General features: G+C 57.6%; 29 protein-coding genes. 27 read left to right on the top strand and 2 right to left on the bottom strand.

What is annotated here, in order from left to right; translation table 11 throughout:
• Window positions 1-35: 35 nt before the first annotated feature.
• From FME97_RS01925 to FME97_RS01890, 10 genes are all read left to right on the top strand, one after another.
• The gene (locus FME97_RS01925) at window positions 36-1,346 is read left to right on the top strand and encodes an HlyD family secretion protein (protein ID WP_032135150.1); all 1,311 of its coding nucleotides are present in this window, start codon (window positions 36-38) and stop codon (window positions 1,344-1,346) included.
• A 5-nt stretch (window positions 1,347-1,351) separates the two neighbouring features.
• On the top strand, window positions 1,352-2,716 hold the full coding sequence (locus tag FME97_RS01920; RefSeq protein ID WP_032135151.1) for a TolC family protein: 1,365 nt from the start codon (window positions 1,352-1,354) through the stop codon (window positions 2,714-2,716).
• On the top strand, window positions 2,706-4,583 hold the full coding sequence (locus FME97_RS01915; protein ID WP_141427635.1) for a B12-binding domain-containing radical SAM protein: 1,878 nt from the start codon (window positions 2,706-2,708) through the stop codon (window positions 4,581-4,583). The genes FME97_RS01920 and FME97_RS01915 overlap by 11 nt, the downstream gene beginning before the upstream one ends.
• A gap of 7 nt (window positions 4,584-4,590) precedes the next feature.
• Complete coding sequence (locus FME97_RS01910; RefSeq protein WP_032135153.1) at window positions 4,591-5,859, top strand: aspartyl protease family protein; 1,269 nt, start codon at window positions 4,591-4,593, stop codon at window positions 5,857-5,859.
• Window positions 5,860-5,967: 108 nt separating this feature from the next.
• The gene (locus FME97_RS01905) at window positions 5,968-6,192 is read left to right on the top strand and encodes a hypothetical protein (RefSeq protein ID WP_141427633.1); all 225 of its coding nucleotides are present in this window, start codon (window positions 5,968-5,970) and stop codon (window positions 6,190-6,192) included.
• Window positions 6,193-6,603: 411 nt separating this feature from the next.
• The gene (locus FME97_RS01900; protein WP_032135154.1) at window positions 6,604-7,776 is read left to right on the top strand and encodes an ATP-binding protein; all 1,173 of its coding nucleotides are present in this window, start codon (window positions 6,604-6,606) and stop codon (window positions 7,774-7,776) included.
• A 246-nt stretch (window positions 7,777-8,022) separates the two neighbouring features.
• The gene (locus FME97_RS12645) at window positions 8,023-8,154 is read left to right on the top strand and encodes a hypothetical protein (protein ID WP_262480937.1); all 132 of its coding nucleotides are present in this window, start codon (window positions 8,023-8,025) and stop codon (window positions 8,152-8,154) included.
• 91 nt (window positions 8,155-8,245) lie between these two features.
• A complete protein-coding gene (locus tag FME97_RS12510; protein ID WP_232522911.1) occupies window positions 8,246-8,437 on the top strand; it encodes a hypothetical protein in 192 nt (63 codons plus the stop codon).
• Window positions 8,437-8,679 (top strand): hypothetical protein, encoded by a 243-nt coding sequence (locus FME97_RS12505; protein WP_193541173.1) that lies wholly within the window; start codon window positions 8,437-8,439, stop codon window positions 8,677-8,679. The genes FME97_RS12510 and FME97_RS12505 overlap by 1 nt, the downstream gene beginning before the upstream one ends.
• 742 nt (window positions 8,680-9,421) lie before the next feature.
• The gene (locus FME97_RS01890; protein ID WP_032135162.1) at window positions 9,422-9,739 is read left to right on the top strand and encodes a helix-turn-helix domain-containing protein; all 318 of its coding nucleotides are present in this window, start codon (window positions 9,422-9,424) and stop codon (window positions 9,737-9,739) included.
• A gap of 98 nt (window positions 9,740-9,837) precedes the next feature.
• On the opposite strand, the gene mobB is transcribed toward FME97_RS01890, so the two are convergent.
• Both mobB and mobA read right to left on the bottom strand, forming a co-directional pair.
• Window positions 9,838-10,962: a conjugal transfer protein MobB gene (gene mobB / locus FME97_RS01885; RefSeq protein ID WP_032135163.1), complete on the bottom strand. Its 1,125-nt coding sequence runs from the start codon at window positions 10,960-10,962 to the stop codon at window positions 9,838-9,840.
• Window positions 10,956-11,378: a conjugal transfer protein MobA gene (gene mobA, locus FME97_RS01880; RefSeq protein ID WP_032135164.1), complete on the bottom strand. Its 423-nt coding sequence runs from the start codon at window positions 11,376-11,378 to the stop codon at window positions 10,956-10,958. Before mobA ends, mobB begins: the two co-directional genes overlap by 7 nt.
• 782 nt (window positions 11,379-12,160) lie before the next feature.
• Between mobA and FME97_RS01875 the strand changes: the two genes are divergently transcribed.
• From FME97_RS01875 to FME97_RS01795, 17 genes are all read left to right on the top strand, one after another.
• The gene (locus FME97_RS01875) at window positions 12,161-12,928 is read left to right on the top strand and encodes a ParA family protein (RefSeq protein WP_032135165.1); all 768 of its coding nucleotides are present in this window, start codon (window positions 12,161-12,163) and stop codon (window positions 12,926-12,928) included.
• On the top strand, window positions 12,921-13,436 hold the full coding sequence (locus tag FME97_RS01870; protein WP_032135166.1) for a DUF3408 domain-containing protein: 516 nt from the start codon (window positions 12,921-12,923) through the stop codon (window positions 13,434-13,436). The genes FME97_RS01875 and FME97_RS01870 overlap by 8 nt, the downstream gene beginning before the upstream one ends.
• 13 nt (window positions 13,437-13,449) lie before the next feature.
• A complete protein-coding gene (locus FME97_RS01865; protein ID WP_032135167.1) occupies window positions 13,450-13,848 on the top strand; it encodes a DUF3408 domain-containing protein in 399 nt (132 codons plus the stop codon).
• On the top strand, window positions 13,836-14,594 hold the full coding sequence (locus FME97_RS01860) for a hypothetical protein (protein ID WP_032135168.1): 759 nt from the start codon (window positions 13,836-13,838) through the stop codon (window positions 14,592-14,594). Before FME97_RS01865 ends, FME97_RS01860 begins: the two co-directional genes overlap by 13 nt.
• A gap of 142 nt (window positions 14,595-14,736) precedes the next feature.
• Window positions 14,737-15,039: a DUF4134 domain-containing protein gene (locus tag FME97_RS01855; RefSeq protein WP_032135169.1), complete on the top strand. Its 303-nt coding sequence runs from the start codon at window positions 14,737-14,739 to the stop codon at window positions 15,037-15,039.
• A gap of 11 nt (window positions 15,040-15,050) precedes the next feature.
• The gene (locus FME97_RS01850; protein ID WP_032135170.1) at window positions 15,051-15,380 is read left to right on the top strand and encodes a DUF4133 domain-containing protein; all 330 of its coding nucleotides are present in this window, start codon (window positions 15,051-15,053) and stop codon (window positions 15,378-15,380) included.
• Entirely contained in the window at window positions 15,373-17,928 is a 2,556-nt protein-coding gene (locus FME97_RS01845; RefSeq protein ID WP_032135171.1) for a TraG family conjugative transposon ATPase, read from the top strand. Before FME97_RS01850 ends, FME97_RS01845 begins: the two co-directional genes overlap by 8 nt.
• Before the next feature lie 41 nt (window positions 17,929-17,969).
• Window positions 17,970-18,509 carry a DUF3876 domain-containing protein gene (locus FME97_RS01840; protein ID WP_032135172.1) on the top strand — a complete coding sequence of 180 codons (540 nt, stop codon included), beginning with the start codon at window positions 17,970-17,972 and terminating at the stop codon, window positions 18,507-18,509.
• Window positions 18,510-18,519: 10 nt separating this feature from the next.
• Window positions 18,520-18,831, top strand: coding sequence for a DUF3876 domain-containing protein (locus FME97_RS01835; protein WP_032135173.1), 312 nt, complete (start codon window positions 18,520-18,522; stop codon window positions 18,829-18,831).
• A gap of 39 nt (window positions 18,832-18,870) precedes the next feature.
• Window positions 18,871-19,491, top strand: a complete 621-nt coding sequence (locus tag FME97_RS01830; RefSeq protein ID WP_032135174.1) for a DUF4141 domain-containing protein — start codon at window positions 18,871-18,873, stop codon at window positions 19,489-19,491.
• A 2-nt stretch (window positions 19,492-19,493) separates the two neighbouring features.
• The gene (traJ, locus tag FME97_RS01825) at window positions 19,494-20,573 is read left to right on the top strand and encodes a conjugative transposon protein TraJ (RefSeq protein WP_032135175.1); all 1,080 of its coding nucleotides are present in this window, start codon (window positions 19,494-19,496) and stop codon (window positions 20,571-20,573) included.
• A gap of 102 nt (window positions 20,574-20,675) precedes the next feature.
• Window positions 20,676-21,299, top strand: coding sequence for a conjugative transposon protein TraK (traK, locus tag FME97_RS01820; RefSeq protein ID WP_032135176.1), 624 nt, complete (start codon window positions 20,676-20,678; stop codon window positions 21,297-21,299).
• A 3-nt stretch (window positions 21,300-21,302) separates the two neighbouring features.
• The gene (locus FME97_RS01815) at window positions 21,303-21,686 is read left to right on the top strand and encodes a TraL conjugative transposon family protein (RefSeq protein WP_081918689.1); all 384 of its coding nucleotides are present in this window, start codon (window positions 21,303-21,305) and stop codon (window positions 21,684-21,686) included.
• Window positions 21,658-23,013, top strand: a complete 1,356-nt coding sequence (gene traM, locus FME97_RS01810; RefSeq protein ID WP_032135177.1) for a conjugative transposon protein TraM — start codon at window positions 21,658-21,660, stop codon at window positions 23,011-23,013. The genes FME97_RS01815 and traM overlap by 29 nt, the downstream gene beginning before the upstream one ends.
• Window positions 23,014-23,065: 52 nt before the next feature.
• Entirely contained in the window at window positions 23,066-24,106 is a 1,041-nt protein-coding gene (traN, locus tag FME97_RS01805) for a conjugative transposon protein TraN (RefSeq protein ID WP_081918690.1), read from the top strand.
• 1 nt (window position 24,107) lies between these two features.
• Entirely contained in the window at window positions 24,108-24,692 is a 585-nt protein-coding gene (locus tag FME97_RS01800) for a conjugal transfer protein TraO (RefSeq protein WP_032135178.1), read from the top strand.
• A gap of 59 nt (window positions 24,693-24,751) precedes the next feature.
• Window positions 24,752-25,819: a fimbrial protein gene (locus FME97_RS01795; RefSeq protein ID WP_032135179.1), complete on the top strand. Its 1,068-nt coding sequence runs from the start codon at window positions 24,752-24,754 to the stop codon at window positions 25,817-25,819.

Here is a 25,819-nt window from a genome sequence, read left to right as displayed (position 1 = left end):
TCTATTTCAATATACGATGCCAAAACTCAAATAACATGCCGCAAAGAACGAATTTTTACAGCGACGAGGCCCAGTCGATTCTGGGTCGTGCGCCGTCATGGGTGGTACGCTGGGGAATCACGGTCGTGTTTTTGATTTTTGTAGGAATCATCGTCGGCTGCTATTTTATTAAGTACCCCGATACGATCGAGGCTCCGGCGGTCATCACGACCGTCAATCCGCCCTCCGATCTGGTGGCACGCTACGACGGGCTTATCGACACGCTCTGCGTAAAGGACAAAGAGCTCGTCGAACGGGGAGAGCTCATCGCCGTGCTGCACAATGCCGCGGAGCGACGGGACGTGGAGCGTCTCTCGGAGCATCTTCTCGCCGCCGATACGCTCGCGCCTGCCGCCCTCGCAGCCAGTCCGTGGCTCGACGGAGAATATGCGCTCGGGGAGCTGCAATCCGCCTTCGCTGACCTCCAAAGCCGCTGCCGCGACTACCGCCACTACCTTGCGACGGACAATATCGCCCGCAAAAAAGAGCTTCTGCGCGAACAGATCGCCAAGAACCGCGAGTATTACGCCAAACTCGAACGGCAACGTTCGCTGCTGCTGCAGGATCTCGACTACGGCCGCCGCACGCTGGAGCGGGATTCGCTGCTTCTGGCCGAAGCCGTGATCTCCGCCGCCGACTACGAAACCACGGCCCAGAACTACCTCTCGAAGCAGAACGCCCAAGCGGGGTTCGACGCCACGCTCACCTCGACCGAGCTGCAAATCATCCAGTCGGAGCAGCAGCTCGTGGAACTGACGCTCCAACAGGAAAACGAAACGGCGGAATACGAGCGGACGCTGGAGCAGAGCCGCCAGCAGCTCGCGGCCCGGATCGCCCAATGGCGGCAGCAGTATGTGCTGGAGGCCCCGGTCACCGGACGCGTAACGCTCGTGAACTATTGGAGCGAGAACCAGCACGTCGCCGTCGGCGACAAACTGGCGAGCATCGTTCCGGACGGTGCGACGGAAGTTATCGGCCGCCTGCAGGTTCCCTCGGCGGGTTTCGGCAAAGTAAAGGTCGGCCAAGGGGTGAACGTGAAGCTCAACGGCTATCCCTACATGGAGTTCGGCGTGCTGCGGGGGCGGATACGTTCGCTGTCGGCCGTACCGGAACAGATACAGACCCAGAGCGGCACGGCCATCGCCTATACCGCCGAGGTCGTCTTCCCCGACGGCATGACCACGTCGTACCGGCGCGAGCTGCCGATGATTCAGCGGATGGACGGCACGGCGGAGATCGTAACCGAAGACATGCGGTTGATCGAACGCTTCATCCAGCCCGTCGTCTCGCTTTTCAAAAACCGATAAGCCGTATGAGACGAACGTACATCGTACCGCTCGGCCTGCTGCTGCTCTCCTGCATGCCCGGCTTTGCACAGGAGCGGCGCTGGACGCTGGAAGAGTGCATCGCGCATGCCTACGAGCACAATATCGAAATCAAAGCACGGGAGCTCACGGCCGCGGAGAAACGCATCGCCCTCGCCGAATCGAAGTGGAGCTATGCCCCCGACCTCTCCGTATCGAACAGTTCATCCCTCGCGACGGGGCGCGTGCTCGATGAGACGACCTACGAATTCGTGGAGAACGAGACCGTGGCGGGCAACAGCTCTTCGCTCGGGGCGAATATCCTGCTCTTCGGAGGGCTGAAGAACTACTACAACCTCAAACGCGCGCAGCTCGATCTGCGGTCGTCGCTGCTCGCCGTGGAGAAGATGCGCAACGACGTGAGGATGAACGTTACGGCCTATTATCTGGAGGTCCTGTGTGCCGAGGAGACGATCCGCGACGCCGAACAGGTCGTGGCGGAACTGAGGATGCAGGAAGAGAAGACGGCGAAGAAGGTCGAGGCCCGCAAGGTTACGACGGCCGACCTGCTGCAGATCCGATCGCAATTAGCCGATGCGGAGAACGACGTGCTGACCGCGCGAAACACCTACGACATCGCACGGCTGAACCTCTGCCAACTGCTCGAAATCGACGACTATACGACCTTCCGAACCGTTGCGCCCGATGTCGGGGTGCCGGCTCGTTCCGGCATCGCGGACAGTCCGGCGGAAGTGTTCGACGCCGCGCGGGAATTGCCCGAACTGGAGGCGGCACGCGTGGGCATAGACATGGCCCGCCGCGACCTGCAGATCGCACGCACGGCCTACTGGCCGACGCTCTCGCTCTCGGTCGGGTACGGGTCGAGCTATTCCGACGTGCGGCAGAAGATGTTCCGGAATACCGACGGCACCTATCGGTATGAGGCCTATCCGTTTTTCGAGCAGTACAAGGACAATGCGAGCAGCTATGTGTCGCTGTCGCTCAACATCCCGATTTTCGGGAAGTTCACGGTCCGCAAGAACGTGCAGCGGCAGAAGCTCGCCATACGGCAGGCCGAATACGCCCTGCGAACGGCCGAGAAACAGGTGGAGAAGGAGGTTGCGCAGGCGCTCATCGACGCCCGAACGGCGTGGGAGCGATACCGCGGAGCGCAGCGGTACGTCGCCTCGGCCGAGGAGGCCGCCCGGCAGATCGAACGCAAGTACGACCTCGGCGCCGCCACGGTAACGGACTACAACGCCGCCGTAAGCGCCGCCGTCAAAGCTCGATCGCAGCGCCTGCAGGCAAAGTACGAATACCTGTTCAAGATAAAGACTTTAACCTATTATACGAACTACGACTATGGGGAATGAAGGACAGAAAACTAAAAAGCAAGTCATTTTAGGATGGGCGCCACCCGCAAATGTTTATATGCCTTCGCCGGCTATGTCGGTGTTAAAAGCCTATCTCCAAAATTTCGGATACAATGTCCGCATCGAATATTGGAACCTTTATTTGCGGAAGCTCCAGAACGAATTTATGTGGAGTGACGGTACTTTGGCAGATGAAGGAGCCGAACATCTGTTGCTGTACTACAATTATTTGGCGATCAAACATAAAGACACTTGTGCATATAATCGACTGAAAGTTTTGCTGAAGGCTATCAAACCTCAGTATATCAATATGTCTCCTAATTTTTGGGATGAACATATGCATCAATATGCTCAAAAGTTCGAAGATCTGTTGAATGAAATCATAGATAAATACGATTTCGACAAAATTCTGTATTTCGGGCTGGAGGTAAATTTGTATCAATGGGTTTGTTCGAGTATTATCGCAGAAAAAATCAAAGAGAAAAATCCATCTGCAGTAATCGTTGTCGGAGGCATCGGCACCAAAGAAGCGGCGATTGCCTATTTGCAAAATTTCGCACAATTCGATATCGCTATGTGGGGCGAAGGCGAGATTCCGCTGCTTCATTTGACTGAGAAAATTTCCGAGGATAAAACGGATGAATTATCCTCGATAGGCAACATAGCGTACAGGGTAAACGGCGAAATTCTGACATCCCGAATACCTAATATGGAGTTCGCCGATTTATCGTCTAAAGCCCTCCGGCCGGATTATTCCGATTTTTTCGATAAGATGGACTGCTATGGTGTTCCCAAGCAATATGCATTGTTATCTTTTGAAAACAGTAGAAGCTGCCATTGGAAGAAATGTCATTTCTGCTACTTAAACATGGGTTATAAATTCCGGAAAAAAGATATAGCCGTCACATTGGATGAAATCGCCGATTCGGTTAAGAAGTACGGAATCTACAGAATTCAGTTTTTGGATAATGATCTTATCGACAATGACTTTGCTCGCTTCGACGCTTTCCTTGACGGACTGATGGAAATCAGAGAGCAGTATCCTCGATTATCCATCGATTTAGGTGAAATCATATCGCACGGAGTCAATGCACGGATTGTAAAGAAGATGGCTTTGGCTGGATTCAATCATGTGCAAATCGGATATGAATCTCCTTCAGACAATCTTTTACGAAAGATCGACAAGAAAAATACATTTTCCAGTAATCTCTTATTCATCAAGTTCGCTTATAAGTACAGAATTCATGTAAACGGAGCGAACGTTTTACGGGGCTTGATAGAAGAAACGGAAGACGATATAATCGAGAGCATTGACAATCTGCATTTTTTAAGGTTCTTTTATGCCGAAAACTTTTTCAAGCATAACATATCTCAATTAGCTGTAATCAAGTCCAGTCCATATTATAACAAGATAAAGGACGAATTGCCATACCGATGGGCTGAAAATCCGATGTCTATGCTTCTGCCACGAAATTACTTGCAGGCCGAGACCAAGATCATCCTTCTTGAACATCTGAAATTATCTCAGAATTTATTGTGGGATAAATTTATAGAAATCGAACATTATTATAAAAGCCAGCATTATTCCTATCTTTTCGTTTCCTACGATGATAAGGCTATATATAAAGAATACTGCAATGGAACACTGATAAATGAGTTGGAATTCGATACGCATTCGACGGAGTGGAACGTATTGCAAAAAGCCAATGAGGAAGTCATTTCACTCGCTGAATTGGCCAAAGAATGCCATATCGAGGAAAAGAGTCTCATTCCCATTATAGATGGGTTGTTTGCGGAAAGGCTGATTTTCCATAGCAGCGATTATTCGGAAATTGTTTCTGTCGTCGATATATCCACTTCAAAATGATAAAGCCATGGTTATTCGTAAAATCATCGGTCTGCTGTTCGCAGTCCTTCCGGTGCAAATCGGGGCCGCCCAAGAAAACCCGTATGACAATGCAATCGGAGAGGCTATCTCCCGAAGCGACTGGTTCGAAACGAGAGCCCGTTATGAACAGAGTGCCGACAGCCTGAGCGATTACATGCGGCTGTTCTCGGGGGCGCTGCTCGACCATAATTTCAACAATCCGGCGGGCGCCGTCGAGAAAATCCAGCACATGTACGATGAGTACAACGCCCAAATGGGCGGCAACTTTTTCTCATTGTTCTGGATGATGTCCGACAATCTGGCGAAACTCGGACACTTCAAAGCTGCCCACGATATTTGTACGAGCTTGCTTGCGCAAGGCCGGGACTATATGGACGAGGGGACGCGGACTGCTTTCGAGACCAATGCCGTCCTTTTCGGGCTGAAATCCCAGTGGCCCCGTATGGGTATATCGGATGCCGACGCGAATTACGACATACCGTTCGGCGTCGAAGACGAACAAATCAAATTCACGGCCGTCCGCGGCATGCAACGAATCGGAGCGATGCTCGACTCCGGAGGTCAGATGACGATCATCGATAAACAGTTGGCATCTCAGTTGGAATTGCCCATGTCGGCGGATTCGATCCGATTCAACGAAACGCGGTGTCCTCTCGCATTGCTCGACACTCTGCGATTGGGAACAGCCGTGTTCGTCCATGTTCCGTGCGTGGTTCTGCCGCTCGGAGATACGGGCGTTACGGATTGCGGTCTTATTCTCGGAAACGACATATTGCAACTCTTCCCCGAAATCGAACTGGACTACGAACTTCGGAAATTGCATTTGAGATCCCGGACAGTCTCTTCGCCCGATGCTCCCCGGAACCTGATGCTCAACAAAGTGCCTTACATTCGGGTCGAACTGGACGGAATCCCCGCAACGATGGTTTGGGATACGGGAGCCTCGAAATCGTCCGTCGAACCGGAATTCCATGAGGCGCATCGCGACCGGCTTCCGCCGTTGCAGGCACACGGACGCAAACGCGGGAAAACCGCGACCGGATACAGCCCGGTACTCGAATACGCCATACTGCCGCAAATGGAACTGACAATCGGGGATAAAACGGGTGTGATGACTAACCTGTATGTGATCGAAGATATGCCCCATTCCCAGTTGATGGGAATACCCTTCGACGGAACATTGGGTGTACTGCCTCCCGCTGAATTCAAACAATTGACGATCAACTTTCAGGAAATGTATTTTGTCGTAAATTGATATACGGGGTGGGCTCCCGTATATTAAAGCTATAATTTTTTATAACTAAAAATTTAAGGAGCCTTAATAGTTCAGACAGTATTCAAATAAACTAAAACTTAAACTGCTATGAAAAAGAAATTCAATTTATCGCTACAAGATCAGCAGAACCTTTTTGATCGAATTTCAAGAAGGGAAAGCGGGGAGATTTCAGGCGGTAATATCGATCAACAGCAAAGCACCATCGTCAACAAACCGCCGGAAGGAAATTATTCATTCAATTATGATCCTCCTCCCAACAATTTTAATAATAGGATAAGCCCGGGGACGGTGGGTCATACTCACAGATTCTAATTTCCCAAAATGCAATTCATCCCCGCCAAAAATACTTTTGACGGGGATGATTTCATAAAACAATCGGGTTCGAAACATGGGCTGTCTCAGCAGATGAAGACGGGTCGTATCAGGTAGCGTCCCGCAATGTCTTGTCCGCATGGAGAATACGTTCAGGGTGAACTACGACCGTATCAAGGCCGAAGCCGTGAAGATCGCAGCGAAGGAACTCCGACGTCTGCGCGACGCCCCGTGCCGTGCAAGCTGCTGCCACTGGAATCGCTCCGAAAGTGCAACCCTTTTTCATGGAAAGTCAGTCCCGTCGGATGCGGAAGCGAGGCTGCCGTATAAACCCATCTTTTTTGCATAGGAATTGCATTATACATCGTGCAATTTTGTTATCTTTGTGCAAAACGGACAAAGCAAGTAAGTATGGATACTTTGATAAGAACCTTCCGGACGCGGCTTCAGAACACGCCGACCGAATATGTGCGCGACATTCACGACAAGATTTTGTGGGAGAGCCGCCTTGTGGCTATCCTCGGAGCGCGGGGCGTCGGCAAATCGACCCTCGTATTGCAGCACATCAAGCTGCACGAAGATGCGGCGGCCACGCTTTACGTGTCGGCCGACGACCTCTATTTCTCGACGCATACGCTCGTGGAGCTGGCCGGACAGTTCTATCGGGAGGGTGGCAAGGCGCTCTATATCGACGAGATACACAAATATAAGAACTGGTCCACCGAGATCAAGAACATCTACGACACCTATGCGACGCTGCGCGTGGGCTATACGGGTTCGTCCATCCTCGATCTGGAGAAGGGCGGGGCCGACCTGAGCCGCCGCAAGCTGGAATACCGCCTGCCGGGGCTCTCGTTCCGGGAATACCTGGCTATCGGCAAGGGCATCCGTATTCCCGCCCATACGCTCGAACAGGTCGTACAGAACAAGATCGACTTCCCCTATGCGGAACACCGTCCCGTGGCGCTGTTCAAGGAGTACCTGAAGGAGGGCTACTATCCCTATTTTCAGGAGAGCGGTTACTACCTCCGGTTGCTAAGCGTCATCAATCAGGTAGTAGATAACGACATTCCCGCGTTTGCCGAGATGACGACCTCCACGGCTCAGAAGCTCAAAAAGCTGCTTTATATCGTCGCGCAGAGCGTTCCTTTCAAGCCCAATTACTCGAAGCTGGCCCGCGACCTGAACATCAACCGCAACATGGTGGCCGATCTGATGGTTTATCTGGAAAAGGCGCAACTTATCAATATTTTGCGCGACGACACGCATGGGATCAGCGCGCTGGGCAAGGTGGACAAGATATACCTGAACAACACCAACCTCGCCTACGCCCTCTCGGACACGACGCCCGACGTGGGCAACGTCCGCGAAACGGTATTCCTTTCGTTGTTGGCTCCGGCGCAGACCATAACTTCTTCTTCGGTGGCCGACTTCCGGATCGGCGGGCTCACGTTCGAGGTGGGCGGCCGCAACAAGACGCAGAAGCAGATCCGCGACATCGGGAACGCCTACCTCGTGAAGGATGACATCGAGTACGGGCACCGCAACACGATACCCCTCTGGGCATTCGGACTGACCTACTGACCCTATACGCAGGGAATTGCGGTTACGACCGATCCGGATAACAGTCAGGGCAAAATTTTCCGGGACGAAGTCGGGTCGGCATATACTATACGACGAAGCGCAGCGCGAGAGATATATGCACGGATGCGGGTTTCGATGCCAGCGTCCCCTACCGCTGTATCGACAGAAACGGTCTGCCCTGCCGCAATGCGATAGCGGCCGATTCCGCACTCGTGCCGTTCCGGAACGGGCATCCGACGTGCGGGTATGCTTACCGGAGATGCTGCCGACAGAGCAGGCCGCACCCCTGCCCGGCGGCAGACGAAGATGCTCCCCGCAATCGTCTCCTACTACGAACATCTGAACTATTTCAAGGCATACAGGCTACCGATCAAGTAGTTCTGAAAATCGCTGCAGAAAAAGTACTTATCCGATGGAAACAACGAGGATAATACGCGGCTCTACCCAAGAACTCCAGACTATTTACAGGATGAAAAATGAACCGATCATATCAACCGGAGGCTCCAGCATCCCGAATCCCCAACCGAAGACGACGGAGCGATACCGCGAGGTCGTCGAACTCTATCGCTCGACCCGCCTCTCCTGCTGTGAAATCAGCCGGACGTGCAGCGTGAGTCTTTCCGGGCTGAAGGGACATATCTGCAAATACCACCGCACCTGATGCTGGCACGATACGATATTTCATGCGACAAGGAGGAGGCCGGAACTATCCGGCTCGGCCAGCTTCGAGGGCAGCAGCCTGCCACCCGTGCCGAATACAAGGAGGCGGTCGAGGCGTGCAGCAGCATGGATTACATCGAATACAACGTCTCGCAGATCGCCCGCCGCTTTGGGCTGGACGGCACGAGGAAGCACAGAAGCGGCGCAGGCGGGTACGAATCTGAAGCCGGCTTTCGGGCCTGAGAAAAACAAGGCAGCCATACCTTGCTTTACACTCCGTCGGTTTTCCGAGTCGCTGCACACGACCGGCTGCCGGAGCGTTCGCGGCAGAGCCGCGTTTACAGATCGGAGCCCCCCCCAAAAAAAACCGCCTTGACGGAGGCTTCGGACAAGACCCGCTTCGGCAGTCGGGTTTCGGAGGTACGGCGGTGTAAGGCGGGATATAGTTGCCAAAAACAGATATAAAAGGCAGGCAGCGTACACAGATTCCGTACCGATCCCTTGCGGACGACGGCTCCGCAGCCAATGGCAGCGGGGATCGTTCCTGTATGTCCATACCATAGAAAGCCTTCGAGCGTATGTTCCGGAGGCTTTTTCGGTTCGCAGGGTGGCGGCGCTTCCGGAGCGCGGAGGGTTGCCGGAAGGAGCGGATTTCGGAGTGCGGACAGCCATTGCGGAGTTTTCCGTACCGGCCGTCCGAATAATTGCCGTTGCAATTCATCGCCGCATGCGACCTCCGTTCGTCCGACGAGGCGGGCGGATATGCGGGCGAGGCCGTTGATATGCCACCGCCACACGGCAGGCCGGGAGTGGCATGCTTCAATTTCCCCAGCAGGAGGGCTTCGATGCGTTTACGCATCGAAGCCCTCCTGCGTTTTTACCCGCCGGAACGAAGAACACCCGCGATACCTGCCGCGCGGCGATCTGTGCCATGCACCAGTAACGGAAGCACTACGAATCATTACGAATCAAAAAATCAGAGATCATGTTACTGGAAAAAGAATATTTCGATATATGGATGCGCCGCATCATGGAGCGGCTCGAAGCAATAGAACAACGCCAGAAGCCGCCCAAAGCGCAGGAGTATCCGACGCTGGAGAACGGCGAGAAACTCTTCGACAACTACGACCTGTGCCGGATGTTGCACGTAAGCAAGCGCACGCTGCAACGCTACCGCTCGAAGTGCGGCCTAAAGTACCGGATGCTGAACCAGAAGGCTTTCTACAAGGAATCGGACGTGCAGGAGTTCATCCGCGACAATTTCGCTATGTTCGCCCGGCGCCGTGAAGACCAGCGTCCGTAGCGACTGAAAACCCCCACGCCGGATGAGCTGTGCTCATCCGGAAACAAAAACCCCCTGAGGGGTCGCCGGACTTCCGGCGGCCCCTTTTCGATGCGAGGCTATTTCCGGCGCGAGGGATGTGTCTTCCGAATTTGCGGTCTGCGCCGCGACTGCCGCAGCCGTTCGGGTTCCGCGTTCCGGCCGGCGGCGAACCGTTCATGCAGCGCATTGGCCGAGAACTCCTTGCCCAGCCGCGAGCCGTTGAGTACGCAGCGGGTTTCGTGGTCGATGAAGGTGACGCCCGTGATCCGTCCCGTGTCGTTGCGCCGCAGGTAGAGGTCGATATGCCGCTCCCGAAGCCGTTCGCGCAGCTCCGTTTCGTCCGTCGCATCCAGCAGGGCTTCCCCGACGCGGTGCCGTGTCAGAGCGAGCAGTTCCTTTCCTGCGATCTGTTCCCCGGAAGAGGCCATGACACGTTCGATCTTCGCCAGCGAGGCGTCGTCACCCAGTCGGGAGGCTTTCAGCGGCGCAGCCTGCGTCCTCTCACCATTCTCGTCCAGCACCGTATAGAGCACTCCCCGGTACGACCGTCCGCCCCGCGTACCCCCGACCTCCTCCACGCCGATACGATACAGCGCGAGCAGAGCCCGCAGTTCGCCGAGGGTCTGAAAGCGGTACATCGAGAGGGCGGGCTTCACCACCGAGGCGATCTGCCGCTTCAGGTCGCCTTTTTCAGGTTCCACGGGCGCGAGCCGCCACAGTTCGCCCCGCTTCCGCCCTTTGGCGCGGTGCAGGCCGTATTTACGTTCGATCCTCTCCGTTTCGGCCACACTCCGCTCGTTGCGCCGGTTGTCGCCGATCTTGCGTCCGGAACTATCCACCTGCACCGTGACGATATGGATGTGTGGGCGGTCGATGTCGGTATGTTTATAGACGACGTAGGGCTGGCAGCCCCAGCCCATACCCTCCATATATTCGGCGGCGATGTCGGTCAGTTCATCGTCCGAAAGCCGGTCTTCGGGGTCGGGGTTGAGCGAGATATGGACGACCGGTTTCTCGGTGCGAACGTGCGAGGGCATCCAGCGGAGCAGCTCGTCGGCGAGGGCCGCGACGCCGAAGCGTCCGTCGTCCGGCTCACGGATATTACTCGTCGCAAGCACCGCCCCTTTGCCCCGATCGACCTTATGCTGATTGTAGGCGAGCGCGCCGTAGATGTCCTTTCCGGTGGTGATATTGGCTACCATCGCTGTCGAAATTCGTCGGCCAGAGCCGCTATTTTCGCTCCCACAGCGACCAGCTCGCGCGTTTCGCTCTCCAATTTATAGAGCAGAGCGAGCGCCTTTTTGGGCGAAAAATGCGCGTGCAATTCCTTTACGATCTGGTTGTAATTCACGCCTATTTTTCTGAATTGGGCGTTGAAAGCGGTCAGCCGCGCGGCGAATTCCATCGTCCCCCGGTCGGATCGTATGACCCGAAACTCGTCGCCGAAGACCCGTGCTTTGACGAAAGCGGCCTTCGAGAGCGTGCCCGACTGCTCGAACAACGCGAGGAACCGGGCATATTCCCCGTCCGTGAAGCGCACCATCACGCAATTTTTCGCCGTGTCCGTTTTGGGCGGCCTGCCGCCCCTGCCCCGGACGGGGGCTTCGGTTTTTTCCATGCCTTTCGATTTTTACCGAAGGCCGCAAGGCCCCCGGTGCGGTAAAAATTCCGTTCCGGCGCACGGCGGCGCCCCGTAAAAAGCGACGACTTCGGAGGAGCTTTCTCCCCCTTGCGGGCAAGCTGTTTTCCGTTACCGAAATCGTTTCGGGTAACGGAAAACACAGCTTGCTGTGTCCCGAACATGAAATGTTCTCCGGACACAAGGGACTGCCCTTTGCGGAGGCAGTCCCGCCACGGTCGCCGGCCAGCACGAAGAGGCGTAACCGTAAAGACCGGAATCGGTTCACGGGACAAAGATACCGGCCTATGCAATCCGTTGTATGCCAGCAGGCAGCGCAGACCTATGCCAAACCTGCGCCAAACGGTGCCACGAATGTTCGCGGCCGCACGCTCCGGGTGCCGGAGGGTGTTTCTTTGCCGTTGCGGACAATCGGCAATGATACGCTGCGACGATTCATTACCGACGTACGGAAAGCGTATCGGCGCGTATGTGCAGACACACGACACCTATAGCCGATCCATATATCCATATCGAAAGATATACGGACAATCCATAGCGGTTCATGCACGGACGTATGGACGGACGATACCGATGCAGGCATTGCCGTACGGACATGCAGGAATACAGACATGGAGGTATGCAGGTATGAAGACATGGAGGCATACGGCCGCATTTCCGCAAAGCGCCGTTCCCGTACAGAAACGGGGCGTCGCAGCCATAAAGGAACGAACCCGCAAGGGTTTACATACACGGTCAAACACTTTAATATTTCAATGCTTATGGAAAAAGAACCTGTTTATCTGGCCTTTTCCACCCAGAAGGGCGGAGCGGGCAAAACCACGCTCACGGTGCTGGTCGCCTCGTACCTGCACTACGTGAAGGGCTACGACGTGGCGGTCGTGGACTGCGACTACCCGCAGCACTCCATCGCAGGGATGCGGCAGCGCGACCTGAAGCTGGCCATGGAAGACAACCATTACAAGGCGCTGGCCTACGAACAGTTCACGCGCCTCGGCAAGAAAGCCTATCCGGTCGTGGAGAGCAGCACGGAACGGGCCATAGACGATGCCGAGCGCATCACGGGGCAGGCCGCGTTCGACCTCGTATTCTTCGACCTGCCCGGCACGGTCAACAATCCGTCGGTGATCCGCGCCCTCTCCAACATGGATTACATCATCGCCCCGATCAGTGCCGACCGCGTGGTGCTGGAGAGCACGCTGCGCTACATGACGGTCGTGAACGACGTGATCCGCAAAACGGGGGTTTCGAACATCAAGGGAACCTATCTGGTGTGGAACATGGTGGACGGGCGCGAGAAGTCGGAGCTGTACGAAGTGTACGAGCAGGTGATCGCCGAGCTGGGCCTGCATGTGCTGAAGACCTTCATTCCCGACAGCAAGCGTTTCCGGCGCGAGTTGTCCGCAGGCCACCGCCCGCTGTTCCGCTCGACGCTGTTCCCGGCCGACCGTTCGCTGCTCAGAGGAAGCAACATCGAGGCGCTGACGGACGAGGTACTGACCCTGCTCAACCTCCGCGACAATGGCTAAGCGCATGAAAGCCGGGCCGCTGGACGAATCGCTCATCATCCAGTCCTTCAAGGATGCCGACCTGCTGGCCGATCCCGCAAATGCCGTGTTGCAGGAGGCCGGAGAGCGTCCGGCGGCATCCCGCAGGGACGGAGAGGAGCAGACGGCATCGCGCAAGGACAGAGCAGAACCGGCGGCATTCCGCAGGGACGGAGAGGAGCCTGTGGCGGACGAGGCCGCCGTACCGGCCGACGGCACCGCGAAGGGCAAGTCCCGCCGCCGCAAGGGAAGCTACGACGAGGTATATCTCAAACGCCGGGAACTCAAGACGCGGCAGCCCGTTTACATCAGTCAGGAGATACACCGCTCCGTCATCAAGCTGGTACACCTGCTGGCGCTCGCGGGCAAGGAGATCAGCGTAGGGGGATATATCGACAACGTACTGGCCGAGCATCTGCGCCAGCACAAGGACGAGATCGCCGAGCTGTACCGCAGCGGAATAGACGATATACTGCAAACCGATCATTAAAACCTTTTCAGTTATGACACACTACACGACGACGGCCTGCATCCTGCTGGCCGCAGCGGCCGCAGCCGCGGCCCTCTTTATCCGCCGTGCGGCGATTCACCGCCGGCGTTCGCACCGGGCGGGAACCGCTCCGCAGCCGCAGCCCCGCCCCGATACGGCGCAGGACGACGGCTACCGGAGACGTTATGTCCTGAACCGGCGGGACGGCGCTTTCCGTTCCGGCAAGACGGTACGCATCCGTCCGGAGCATTACGAACGACTGCGGCAGATCACGGCCCGGAGCGGAGCGGTGTCGATGATAGCCTATGTGGACAACGTGCTGCATGCCCACTTCGAAGACTACACAGAGAGCATCGACCGCTACTGCCGCAGTCGCAAACCCTCACGAGGCCGAAAGCAATGGACGCGCTGAGAACCGCCGTACCGGTCGCCCTCGCGCTCTTCGCCGCAGGCTACGCGCTATGGGTCGCCCGCTGGTTCCTGCGCGGGCAGCGGACAGCGGGCACGAAGCAGGCGTCGCCCTCGAAAGCGGAGGCGCGGCCCGCGATCATCGGCAAAAGCCGCTTTACGATGCCACATCGAAGCCAAGCGACGCCAACCGCTGCCACAGGTTCGGAAAACGTAAAAGAGGCCGAAAAAGCCGGTATATTTGCCGGAGCAAGTGTGCATGAACACCCCCGGCAGATTCCGCCGGAGAAATTGGACGAAGTGTTCGGCGTCCCGCCCGCAGGCGAGAACAACGATCCGGAACCCTACGAGGCCCCGCTCTACGAAGAAGAACCTTTCCCGGACTTCGAAGCGGAGATAGAGAGGGAGATGGACGAGGAGGAACACGACGATACGCAGCCCCCTGCGGGCCGTTCGTTAGCCAAGGGTGTACGTTTCGAGCAGATCAGCGAAGCCTACCGCACCGTAGCACACGACAATCCCCTTACAGACGAGCAGCAGCAGGAGACAGGACGCACCCTGCTGGGGCTGAAACAGACCGATATGTTCGAGGCCATCGTTTCGGCCGCTCCCGACGGGAACGACAAAGTGAGTCGTCTGATCGACGCCTACCTCACGGCATTCCAACGGAGGATCGCCACGGAGGATGCGGGAGGCCCATCCCCGCAGGCGCCGGTTCCCGAAGGGTTCGATGTCCGCGATTTCGCATGAACCGACACCAAGACAATATGAAAGAGAGAGATTACGGATAGGTACGCCCTGTCCTCCGAGCCACTGAAACATCCATGTCGAACCCCGGCGCAGGGGCTTATCCGCCCCCTGCGCCACAAAACAAAAAAGCTATCCGAAGTCTATGAGAAACAAGAAAGTTCTGCTGTCGGCAGCCCTCGTCGTGTCTGCCGTTTCCTCGGCTCTGGCCCAAGGCAACGGCCTTGCCGGCATCAACGACGCGACCAACATGGTCACCTCCTATTTCGATCCGGGCACGAAGCTCATCTACGCCATCGGAGCCGTGGTCGGGCTGATCGGCGGAATCAAGGTCTATAACAAATTTTCGTCGGGCGACCCGGACACCAGCAAGACCGCCGCGAGCTGGTTCGGGGCGTGCATCTTCCTGATCGTAAGCGCCACGGTGCTGCGTTCATTCTTCCTGTAAGCGTGTCCGCCATGAAGTACACGATCAATAAGGGCATCGGGCGCAGCGTGGAGTTCAAAGGGCTCAAGGCGCAGTACCTCTTCCTCTTCGCAGGAGGACTGCTCGCCGTATTCGTGCTGCTGGTCATCTTCTACACGGCAGGCGTCGATCAGTGGGCGTGCATCGGCTTCGGCGCAGGGGCCGCCTCGGCGCTGGTGTTCTACACCTTCCGTATGAACGCCAAGTACGGCGAGCACGGACTGATGAAACTCGCCGCCGCACGCCGCCGTCCCCGCTACCTGATAAACCGCAAAGGCGCATGCCGCTTCCTAAACCGCAGGAAGGAGGTGCGTCATGCGTAACGTGATGAAAGCCTCCACCATAGAGAGTAAGTTCCCGCTGCTGGCGGTCGAGGGCGGCTGTATTATCAGCAAGGACGCCGACATCACGGCTGCCTTCCGCGTCGAGCTGCCCGAACTCTTCACCGTGACGGGTGCCGAGTACGAGGCGATGCACGCGGCCTGGTGCAAGGCCGTGAAGGTGCTGCCCGAGTACAGCGTTGTGCTGAAGCAGGATTGGTTCATCCGCGAGCGATACCGTCCGGAGGTGACGAACGAAGCAGAAGCAGGCGCATCCGGCTCCGTCCGGCAAGAAGGAAGAAGGAGCAGCCAAATCGGCGGCGAGCAGGCGAGCTTCCTTTCGCGCAGCTACGAGCGCCACTTCAACGAGCGCCCTTTTCTGAACCACGCATGTTTCCTCTACCTGACCAAGACGACCAAGGAGCGGGCCCGCATGCAGTCCGACTTCTCGACCCTCTGCCGGGGCAACATCATTCCCAAAGAGGTAAATCCGGACACGGCCCGCGCGTTCCTCGAATCGGTGGATCAGTTCGAGCGCATTATCAACGATTCGGGACTGGTGACCCTCACACGCCTGACGGACGAGGAGATCACCGGCACACCCGACAGTCCGGGGCTGATCGAGAAATACTTCTCCCTCTCGCTCGACGATACGACCGTGTTGCAGGATATGGAACTGAAAGCCGAAGGGTTCCGCGTGGGCAACAAGCACGTCTGCCTGCACACGCTCTCCGACACGGACGACCTGCCGGGGCGCGTGAGTACGGAGAGCCGCTACGAACGTCTCTCGACAGACCGTTCGGACTGCCTGCTCTCGTTCGCGGCACCGGTGGGCCTGCTGCTCGCGTGCGACCATATCTACAACCAGTGGCTCTTTCTGGACGACAGCGCCGAGAACCTGCGCCGCTTCGAGAAGAGCGCCCGCAACATGCACTCGCTCGCACGCTACTCGCGCTCGAACCAGATCAACAAGGAGTGGATCGACCGATATCTGAACGAGGCGCACTCGTTCGGGCTGACCTCGATCCGGGCGCACTTCGACGTCATGGCGTGGAGCGACGACGCGGAGGAGCTGCGCCGCATCCGCAACGACGCGGGCAGCCAGCTCGCCAAGATGGAGTGCCGCCCCCGCCACAACACCGTGGACGCCGCGACGCTCTACTGGGCGGCCATGCCGGGCAACGCAGGGGATTTCCCCGCCGAGGAGTCGTTCTACACCTTTATCGAGCCGGCCCTGTGCTTCTTTACGGGCGAGACGAACTACCGCTCGTCGAGCAGCCCCTTCGGGATCAAGATGTGCGACCGCATAAGCGGCAAGCCGCTGCATCTGGACATCTCGGACGAGCCGATGCGCCGGGGCTGGATCACCAACCGCAACAAATTCGTACTGGGGCCTTCGGGGTCGGGCAAATCGTTCTTTATGAACCACCTCGTGCGCCAATACTACGAACAGGGAACGCATATCGTACTCGTGGATACGGGCAATTCGTATCAAGGTTTGTGCGAGCTGATACACAACAAGACCAAGGGCGGCGACGGGATTTACTTCACCTACACCGAAGAGCATCCGATCAGCTTCAACCCTTTCTACACGGACGACTACGTGTTCGAGACGGAAAAGCTGGACAGCATAGCCACGCTGCTTTTGACCCTGTGGAAGAGCGCCGACGAGAAAGTGTCGAAAACCGAGCTGACGGAGATCGGCAACGCCGTATCAGGCTACATCGGCCGCATCAGGGCCGACCGTTCGATACGCCCCTCGTTCGACACCTTCTACCAGTACCTCAAGGGGGAGTTCCGCGAAGAGCTCGAAAGCCGCGAGATCGAGGTGCGGCGCGAGGAGTTCGACATCCGCAACCTGCTGACCACGCTGCGGCCCTACTACCGGGGCGGGCGCTACGACTTCCTGCTGAACTCGCCCAGCGAGATCGACCTGCTCTCCAAACGTTTCATCGTCTTCGAGATCGACGCCATCAAGGACAACAAGGAGCTGTTCCCGATCGTGACGATCGTGCTGATGGAGGTCTTCATCAACAAGATGCGGCGACTCAAAGGCATCCGCAAGATGCTGATTATCGAGGAGGCATGGAAGGCGCTGGCATCCAACAATATGGCTTCATACGTCCAATATTTGTACAAGACCGTCCGCAAGCACTTCGGCGAGGTGGTGACGGTCACGCAGGAGGTGCAGGACATCATCTCGTCGCCCATCGTGAAGGAGGCGATCATCAACAACAGCGATTGCAAGATTTTATTGGATCAGCGCAAATTCATGAACCGCTTCGACGCCATCCAAACCCTGTTGGGTCTTACGGACAAGGAGAAGGCGCAGATACTTTCGATCAATATGTCGAATCATCCGGGCCGCAAGTACAAGGAGGTCTGGATCGGGCTGGGCGGCGTGCAGAGCGCCGTCTATGCCACCGAGGTCAGTAAACAGGAGTACCTCGCCTACACGACCGAGGAGAGCGAGAAGATCGAGGTGCAGCGCCGGGCCGAATCTCTGGGCGGCGACATAGAGCTGGCGATCAAACAGCTCGCCGAAAAATAGTCATCAACCGGGGCCGACGCCCCGCAAACACCGAAAACATCATGTCGAAAATCATAAGTTGCGAACAACTCCGCCGTCTGGCCCGTCACCACGCGGGTATCGGCGAGATACTGACCGAAACGCTCCTGTCCCCCGATCATCGGGAACCGATGCCAGAGACGATCTTCGGCGAGATACGCGAACTCTGCGACCCTCCGGCCTGCGGACTTTCCGCCTGCGGACACGAGGCATCCGACCCCGCACCGGCTCCTTTCGAGGAACCCGCCGTAACGTCCGGCTGGCGCGAAGAGGAACTCCGACGCAGGGAGCGGGAGATGGGCCGCCTGTGCGGCAGGTGGATGTCCGCGCCGAACCGCTGCGACATCGAGATCGTCCGCGCGGGGGAGCACTTCGTCCTCAGATACCTTAAACGCAACGGCCGTCCGACCGGCGAGCGTTATGTGCTGGTCTGGCTCGACGGGGATATTCTCTATTACGGCTCCGGCGACCGGATTACGATTCTGGCGCTCGACACGCAGACCGATACGCTGATGGTATCGCCGGGAGAGGATTACACCCGCCAGCGGGAAAACGAAAGATAGGGAGGCGGCCATGTGCAGGAGAAATAACGAATACCCCATACCGGCCTCGCACCTCTACTTCAGGATGTCGGAGATCGCGGGCCGCTGGTGCAGCCGCGAAGGGTCGCCGGAGGTACGGATATACCACAACGAAGCACGCCGGGCCGGCGGCTACCACGTGGCCTTCGCCTACGATGCGAAGACCGTGCTGCGGCGTCCGCTGCGGCAGATGTGGGGCCTCTGTTACTTCGACCTGTGGGGCCGCATCGGTCTTTCCTACGACCACGAACGCGACGTACTGACCCTCGCGGGATACGGCGACTACTACCGCGCGGAGGAATAAAATCCCGCGAATGTAAAACCCATAAAACAACGAAAGAAAATGAAACGATGGATATGGCTCATGTGCCTCGTTCCGGCCTGCTTCACCCAGCGGGCCGCGGCGCAGTGGACGGTCATCGACCCGTCCAACCTCGTACAGAACATCAAGAGTGCCGTGCAGAGTTCCACGACGGCATCCAACATGATTAAGTCCCTGCAAGAGAGCGTAAAGATTTATAACCAAAGCAAGGCGTATTACGACGCCCTGAAATCGGTGCACAACATCATCAAGGACGCCCGCAAGGTGAAGCTCACGATCGAGATGGTCAGCGAGATCACGGATATTTACATGTCGGGATTCAACCGTATGGTCACAGACCGCAACTTCACCCCCGGCGAGCTGGCGGCCATCTCGGCCGGTTACGCCCGGCTGCTGGAGGAAGGCGGGGCGCTGGTCACGGAGCTGAAGAACATCGTGACCTCCGGCAATGGCCTCTCGCTCTCGGACAAGGAGCGCATGGACGTAGTGGATCAGATCTATACCCGGATGCTGCGCTACCGTAACCTCACGCGCTATTATACCGACAAGGCGATCTCCGTTTCGTTCCTGCGCAGCCAGTCCAAAGGCGATGCCGCCCGCGTGCAGGCGCTCTACGGCAAACCCTCCGAAAGATATTGGTAGCCATGACACCGCTCGCAACAAATTTCGACAACCTGCACCAAGTGCTGCGCAATCTCTATCAGGAGATGCTGCCCCTGTGCGGGGATATGGTCGGCATCGCCAAAGGCGTGGCCGGTCTGGGAGCGCTTTTTTACGTGGCCTATCGGGTATGGAAGGCGCTGGCCTCGGCCGAGCCTATCGACGTGTTCCCGCTGCTGCGCCCCTTCGCCATCGGGCTGTGTATCATTATGTTTCCGACCGTCGTGCTGGGGACGGTGAACGCCGTGCTTTCGCCCGTGGTGCAGGGCACGCACGCCATCCTCGAAGGGCAGACGACGGACATCGCCGCCTACCAGAAGCAGCGGGACGATCTCGAATACGAGGCCCGCGTGCGCGAAGGCAAGGCGTGGCTGGTGGACGACGAGGTGTACGACCAACAGCTCGCCGAACTGGGCATTACGGATCTGGGCGAAATAATCAGTATGTGGTGGGAGCGGACGTGGCACGGAATCAAGATGTGGTTCCGAGAGCTGGTGCGCGACTTCTTCGAGCTGCTGTTCAACGCCGCAGGACTCACGGTGGACACGCTGCGGACGTTCTTTCTGGTCGTGCTCTCCATTCTCGGCCCGCTGTCGTTCGCGCTCTCCGTTTACGACGGTTTTCAGGGAACGCTCACGCACTGGCTCTCAAAATACATCTGCGTCTATCTGTGGCTGCCCGTAGCCGACCTCTTCTCGGCCGTGCTGGCCAAGATACAGGTGTTGATGCTTCAGGCCGACATTGCGGCGCTGCAAGACCCCAGCTACATCCCGGACGGCTCGAACGGCGTCTATATCATCTTCCTGATTATCGGGATCATCGGCTATTTCACCGTGCCGACCGTAGCCGAGTGGATCGTGCAGGCGGGCGGCGGTTCGGGACTGGGCGGCGTCAACCGCGCTTCGTCGTTCGCTGCCGGTGTCGCGGGCGGCGTGACCGGAGCTTTGATCGGCAAAGCCTTTGGGCGCGGCGGCAAATCGAAATACGGCGAGAGCGACGACAGCGGCCCCCAAGGCGATAACCTCGCCACGAAGGATGGCGGAGGGTCGTCCGGCGGCCATTGATGGAATGCAGCCGATCGCTTTTGTAGCGATTGAACCGCATGTCAGCCGCACCTTTTTCTGTGCGGCTCAATAGAAGAGATAAACCCGATAAAACGACAAAAAATGGAATTCAAATCGTTGAAAAACATCGAAACGAGCTTCCGGCAGATACGGCTCTTCACGCTCGTCTTCCTCGGACTGTGCGCCGTGGTGGCCGTGTTCAGCGTCGTGAAGAGCTACCAGTTCGCCCAGCGCCAGCGCGAGAAGATCTATGTGCTCGATCAGGGCAAGTCGCTGATGCTGGCCCTCTCGCAAGACCTCAGCCAGAACCGGCCCGTCGAGGCGCGGGAGCACGTCCGCCGCTTCCACGAGCTCTTCTTCACGCTGGCGCCCGACCGGGCGGCCATCGAGAGCAACATCAACCGCGCCCTGTTCCTATGCGACAAGAGCGCCTACCACTACTCGCAGGATCTTCAGGAGAAGGGCTACTACAACCGCGTGGTGGCGGGCAACATCAATCAGCAGGTGCAGGTCGATTCGGTGGTCTGCGACTTCAATACCTATCCGTACCGCGTAACGACCTATGCACGGCAGATGATTATACGCGAGAGCAACGTTACCGAACGCTCGCTCATCACGCGCTGCAACCTCATCAACTCGGTGCGCTCGGACAACAACCCGCAGGGTTTTACAATGGAGCGCTTCGAGATTGTCGAAAACCGCGATCTGCGGGTCATAGCACGATAAATTATGATACGGAAATGGATAAAACGCGCCGGAGAGCGGATCGAGGATCGGCTGCGGCGCGTGTGCGGGGCGATCAGTCCCGACAAGAGGGTTATTGCGATCATTACGCTCTTCGTGCTCTTCGCCGCACTGTCGCTGTATAGCACCGTTTCGGCGATATACTCTCTGGGGCGCAACGACGGGGAGCGGATACGGATCGAACACCTGCGACGGCTTGCACCGCAGCCGGAGCAGAGGCTCAAGCCGGAATCCTTCGGAAATTCAGATCCAAAGCCGCAGCAGGAAGCAGCCTTTCCCGCTGAAACAGAACGAACACAGTCCGGGGCGGACAGCTCCGAACGATTAAACACGACCGATTATGAAAGAGAACGAGAAACACGGCAGTAACGAACAGCCTGCGCCGGAGAAGCCCGCGAAGGAGCTTACCGAGCAGCAAATACAGCAGCGGCGCAAGATGATCGTCTTCCCGCTGATGCTGCTGGTCTTCGCCGCGATCATGTGGCTCATTTTCGCCCCTTCGGGCGGTGAGGAGGCCACCGAACAGGCGGGGCTCAATACCAGCCTGCCCACGCCGGAGCAGAGCGGCATTGTCGCCGACAAACGCGACGCCTATGTGCAGCAGGAGATGAAGGCCAAACAGGAGGCCAAGATGCGCTCGCTGGAAGATTTCGCCTTCTCGCTGGGCGAGGAACCCGAGAGCGAGGAGGAACGGACCGCACGCGAGGAAAGGGAGATGCGCATGGCCCCCAAACCCGTAGAATACTACGAGAACCCCTCGCGCTTCGAGAGCGGAACCCTGCACTCATCGGTGGGTGCGTACCACGACCTGAACCGTCAGATAGGCAGCTTCTATGAAGAGACGCAGAACGAGGCCGAAAGCGACAGAGAGAAGGAGTTGCAGGAACGCATCGACCGGCTCGAAGCGCAGTTGGAGGACGAACAGGCCCGGCAGAGCGCCGAGGAGCAACAACTGGCACTGATCGAGAAATCCTACCAACTGGCCTCGAAATACATGAACGGAGGGCAAAATGCGGGCGGTGCGGCGGAAGCCGTCCAGACCACCCCGACGGGCGGTGCATCCCGCAGCGGCAGGAGCACCGTGCAACCCGTCGCCCAAGTGCGCCGAGAGGTCGTATCGCGCCTCGCGGCCCCGATGCCCGATTCGGTATTCGTCGCGGAGTTCACGAAGCCTCGCAACTGGGGATTCAATACTGCGGCGGGTAACGAGAACCCCGTACAGAAAAACAGCATCGGAGCCTGTATTTATCGCACGACGACCGTGACGGACGGCAAGGAGGTACCCCTGCGCCTTACTGAGTCGATGAGGGCCGGCGGCGTGCTGATCCCCGCGAACACCGTACTTACGGGCACGGCCCGCATCGACGGAGAGCGCATGATGATCACGGTCAGCGCCGTGCAATATCGGGGCAGCGTGATACCGGTCGAGTTGCTGGTTTATGACATGGACGGAGGCGAGGGCATCAGCGTCCCCGCATCCGACGAGATCAGCGCCGTGAAGGAGATCGCCGCCAATGCGGGTTCAGGATTGGGAAGCAGTATCACCATTACGGACGATGCGGGGACGCAACTGCTCTCCGATCTGGGGCGCAGCGTCATACAAGGCACGGCGCAGTACGTCGGGCAGAAGATGCGGCAGGTCAAGGTGACGCTCAAAGCAGGGTACCGTGTCCTGCTGCTGCCCCCGCTGGAATAACACGCAAGCCACTGAATATCCATAAACCGAACACATTAAAGAAAGACGAGTTATGAACCGAAAGAAAATCGAGAGCACAGTCCGCTCGCAAAACCTTTGCTCGCCGGCAGCGAAAGAAAACAAGCCGGGCGCAGTTAAAAAAATCCTTTTATCGTTCGCACTTTTAGGATGCGTAACGGGCGCTTCGGCGCAGGAGATAGCCGAAACCGCAGCGCCGGACATACCGGCTGCCGCGACACCTTCGACGGGCGACTACTTCGGCGGGCTGACCCGTCCGCTGACCTTCGACCGCATGATCCCGCCTTACGCGCTGGAGGTGACCTTCAACAAGACCACGCACGTTATTTTCCCCTCGGCCATCCGCTACGTCGATCTGGGCTCGGCAGACCTTTTGGCCGCCAAAGCCGACGGCACGGAGAATGTTTTGCGCGTCAAGGCAGCCCTGCGCGACTTCTCGCGCGAGAGCAACCTCTCGGTGATAACGGAAGACGGCGCCTATTACACCTTCAATGTCAAGTATGCCGACGAGCCTGTGAAACTGTCGGTCGAGATGACCGACTTCCTGCACGACGGCGAGGCGGTGAATCGCCCCAACAACGCGCTGGAGATCTACATGGAGGAGCTGGGGAGCGAATCGCCGCTGCTGGTGAAGCTCATTATGAAGTCGATCTACAAGAACGACCGCCGCGAGGTAAAGCATATCGGCTGCAAGCGTTTCGGCATCCAGTATCTACTCAAAGGCATCTATTCGCACAACGGGCTGCTCTATTTCCACCTGCAACTGAAGAACTCCTCGAACGTGCCTTTCGAGGTCGATCACCTCACCTTCAAGATCGCGGATAAGAAGGTCGCCAAGCGCACGGCCATTCAGGAGCAGGTCATCCGGCCCCTGCGTGCCCACAACAACGTGCAGGTGATTCGGGGCAAGAGCAGCGAGCGCATGGTCTTCACGCTTCCGAAGTTCACCATTCCCGACGACAAGCACCTCGTGGTGGAACTCTACGAGAAAGAAGGCGGACGCCACCAGACCTTTACGGTCGAAAACGCCGATCTGGTGCGTGCCGAGGTCATCAACGAATTAAAGGTCAAATAGCATGAAACGGTTGGCATTGCTGCTATCGCTGGCCCTCGGTCTGGCTTTGGCTCCGGAGGCCCATGCCCAGCGTACCCTGCCCGGAATGCGGGGGCTGGAGGTACGCGCGGGCATGGCGGACGGCTGGTACTCCGCCTCCGGGCGCAGCACCACGGGGTACTACTTCGGAGCGGCCATGAACCGTTATGCGGGCCGTGCGAACAAGTGGGTCTTCGGGGCGGAGTACCTCTGCCGCAATTACCCCTACAAAGCAGGGAGTATCCCCGTGGCGCAGTTCACGGGCGAAGGGGGCTACTACTATAAGTTTCTCGCGGACGGCTCCAAGACCTTCTTCCTCTACATCGGCGGCTCGGCCCTGTTGGGGTACGAGACGGTGAACTGGGGAGATAAAATGCTGTACGACGGCTCCACGATCCGAAGCCGCGAGGGATTCCTCTACGGAGGCGCGGTGACGCTGGAGGCCGAAGCCTATATCACCGACCGCATCGTGCTCTGCATATCGGGCCGCGAGCGTGTGCTTTGGGGCACGACGACAGGGCATTTCCACACGCAGTTCGGAATAGGACTGAAATTCATCATCGACTGACATTCATCCACCACTTTTTATTAACCGCCGCACGAAACGGCATAAAATCAATTAAATCTATGAAAAAGATGATTTTGGCAGCCACGGCTGCCCTGGCCATGCTGGCCTCCTGCAACAAGCACACCGACGAGATCGCAGACTCGGCGACGGGCAGCGTAGTGAAAATCACCCTGACGGACAAGACGCCCGAAACCCGCGCCTTCTTCGACCAGACGGCCGCGGCCGAGAGCTGGGAGAAGAAGATAGGCACGCTCACGCTGTTCGTATTCGACGGCAACGGGGACGCCGTACTGCAACGCAAGTTCACCGCTGCGGAGATTTCGGGACAGACGGCGACCATTCCCGTACCGGACGCCGCACCGGGGCAAACGTACCGTTTCTATGCCATCGCCAACGGCAGTGCCCTTTCCGGGATCGGCACACTGGACGACCTGCGAAGCCAGGCCGAGAGCGAGATCGCGGACTATAACGGTACGTTCGACGAGGTGACGACGAAGGCCAAACGCTCCGCAGGGTTCACTATGACCGGTTCGGCGACGCAGGCCATCGCTGCGGCCGGGCAGACGACCACCGTGCAGATCGCGCTCGAAAGGCTCGTGTCGAAAGTAGCCGTACAGGCCACGACCGACAGCAAGTTCGCCGCGACTTATCCGGGTCGCGTGCGGATCGCTTCGGCGACCGTTTCCCGTGCGGCATCCTCGGTCTCCTATTTCGACGTCGGCACGTCGCATTCCGGAGGAACCCAGAACCGCGAACATTCCGGGGGAACCATGCCTCTGTTCGCAGCACAGACTTTCAGCCATACGCAGGCAGCGAAAGAGCAGAGCGGGAAATATGCCAATTTGTTCTATATCTACGGCAATGAGGACAACATGGCTGCCGAGAGCGTACTGCTGACCCTCGAAGGCATTTACGATCATGACGGGGATTTCGGAACGACGGACGACCAGATGCCCGTAAGTTACGAGAGCGAACTTGCCGGGGATTCGGGTAAGGCTATCAACCGCAATACCTACCGCCGCGTAACGGTGAACATCAGCGGCCTGACGGGTGCCGACGTGGCCGTGACGATCACCCCCGCAGACTGGGAAGGGCCGTTCAATCAGGATGTTAATATCGGTATGTAG

Origin of the sequence: Alistipes dispar, assembly GCF_006542685.1 — a bacterium.
Taxonomy (GTDB): Bacteria; Bacteroidota; Bacteroidia; order Bacteroidales; family Rikenellaceae; genus Alistipes; species Alistipes dispar.
Note: the sequence above shows the minus strand (reverse complement) of the source record. Positions and strands in the feature narration are given on the sequence as shown.

What these genes read in the sequence shown, in the direction of transcription:
- FME97_RS01925 (WP_032135150.1), top strand. Translation starts at nt 36, where the DNA reads ATGCCGCAAAGAACGAATTTTTACAGCGACGAGGCCCAGTCGATTCTG.
- FME97_RS01920 (WP_032135151.1), top strand. Translation starts at nt 1,352, where the DNA reads ATGAGACGAACGTACATCGTACCGCTCGGCCTGCTGCTGCTCTCCTGC.
- FME97_RS01915 (WP_141427635.1), top strand. Translation starts at nt 2,706, where the DNA reads ATGGGGAATGAAGGACAGAAAACTAAAAAGCAAGTCATTTTAGGATGG.
- FME97_RS01910 (WP_032135153.1), top strand. Translation starts at nt 4,591, where the DNA reads ATGGTTATTCGTAAAATCATCGGTCTGCTGTTCGCAGTCCTTCCGGTG.
- FME97_RS01905 (WP_141427633.1), top strand. Translation starts at nt 5,968, where the DNA reads ATGAAAAAGAAATTCAATTTATCGCTACAAGATCAGCAGAACCTTTTT.
- FME97_RS01900 (WP_032135154.1), top strand. Translation starts at nt 6,604, where the DNA reads ATGGATACTTTGATAAGAACCTTCCGGACGCGGCTTCAGAACACGCCG.
- FME97_RS12645 (WP_262480937.1), top strand. Translation starts at nt 8,023, where the DNA reads ATGCTTACCGGAGATGCTGCCGACAGAGCAGGCCGCACCCCTGCCCGG.
- FME97_RS12510 (WP_232522911.1), top strand. Translation starts at nt 8,246, where the DNA reads ATGAAAAATGAACCGATCATATCAACCGGAGGCTCCAGCATCCCGAAT.
- FME97_RS12505 (WP_193541173.1), top strand. Translation starts at nt 8,437, where the DNA reads ATGCTGGCACGATACGATATTTCATGCGACAAGGAGGAGGCCGGAACT.
- FME97_RS01890 (WP_032135162.1), top strand. Translation starts at nt 9,422, where the DNA reads ATGTTACTGGAAAAAGAATATTTCGATATATGGATGCGCCGCATCATG.
- mobB (WP_032135163.1), bottom strand. Translation starts at nt 10,962, where the DNA reads ATGGTAGCCAATATCACCACCGGAAAGGACATCTACGGCGCGCTCGCC.
- mobA (WP_032135164.1), bottom strand. Translation starts at nt 11,378, where the DNA reads ATGGAAAAAACCGAAGCCCCCGTCCGGGGCAGGGGCGGCAGGCCGCCC.
- FME97_RS01875 (WP_032135165.1), top strand. Translation starts at nt 12,161, where the DNA reads ATGGAAAAAGAACCTGTTTATCTGGCCTTTTCCACCCAGAAGGGCGGA.
- FME97_RS01870 (WP_032135166.1), top strand. Translation starts at nt 12,921, where the DNA reads ATGGCTAAGCGCATGAAAGCCGGGCCGCTGGACGAATCGCTCATCATC.
- FME97_RS01865 (WP_032135167.1), top strand. Translation starts at nt 13,450, where the DNA reads ATGACACACTACACGACGACGGCCTGCATCCTGCTGGCCGCAGCGGCC.
- FME97_RS01860 (WP_032135168.1), top strand. Translation starts at nt 13,836, where the DNA reads ATGGACGCGCTGAGAACCGCCGTACCGGTCGCCCTCGCGCTCTTCGCC.
- FME97_RS01855 (WP_032135169.1), top strand. Translation starts at nt 14,737, where the DNA reads ATGAGAAACAAGAAAGTTCTGCTGTCGGCAGCCCTCGTCGTGTCTGCC.
- FME97_RS01850 (WP_032135170.1), top strand. Translation starts at nt 15,051, where the DNA reads ATGAAGTACACGATCAATAAGGGCATCGGGCGCAGCGTGGAGTTCAAA.
- FME97_RS01845 (WP_032135171.1), top strand. Translation starts at nt 15,373, where the DNA reads ATGCGTAACGTGATGAAAGCCTCCACCATAGAGAGTAAGTTCCCGCTG.
- FME97_RS01840 (WP_032135172.1), top strand. Translation starts at nt 17,970, where the DNA reads ATGTCGAAAATCATAAGTTGCGAACAACTCCGCCGTCTGGCCCGTCAC.
- FME97_RS01835 (WP_032135173.1), top strand. Translation starts at nt 18,520, where the DNA reads ATGTGCAGGAGAAATAACGAATACCCCATACCGGCCTCGCACCTCTAC.
- FME97_RS01830 (WP_032135174.1), top strand. Translation starts at nt 18,871, where the DNA reads ATGAAACGATGGATATGGCTCATGTGCCTCGTTCCGGCCTGCTTCACC.
- traJ (WP_032135175.1), top strand. Translation starts at nt 19,494, where the DNA reads ATGACACCGCTCGCAACAAATTTCGACAACCTGCACCAAGTGCTGCGC.
- traK (WP_032135176.1), top strand. Translation starts at nt 20,676, where the DNA reads ATGGAATTCAAATCGTTGAAAAACATCGAAACGAGCTTCCGGCAGATA.
- FME97_RS01815 (WP_081918689.1), top strand. Translation starts at nt 21,303, where the DNA reads ATGATACGGAAATGGATAAAACGCGCCGGAGAGCGGATCGAGGATCGG.
- traM (WP_032135177.1), top strand. Translation starts at nt 21,658, where the DNA reads ATGAAAGAGAACGAGAAACACGGCAGTAACGAACAGCCTGCGCCGGAG.
- traN (WP_081918690.1), top strand. Translation starts at nt 23,066, where the DNA reads ATGAACCGAAAGAAAATCGAGAGCACAGTCCGCTCGCAAAACCTTTGC.
- FME97_RS01800 (WP_032135178.1), top strand. Translation starts at nt 24,108, where the DNA reads ATGAAACGGTTGGCATTGCTGCTATCGCTGGCCCTCGGTCTGGCTTTG.
- FME97_RS01795 (WP_032135179.1), top strand. Translation starts at nt 24,752, where the DNA reads ATGAAAAAGATGATTTTGGCAGCCACGGCTGCCCTGGCCATGCTGGCC.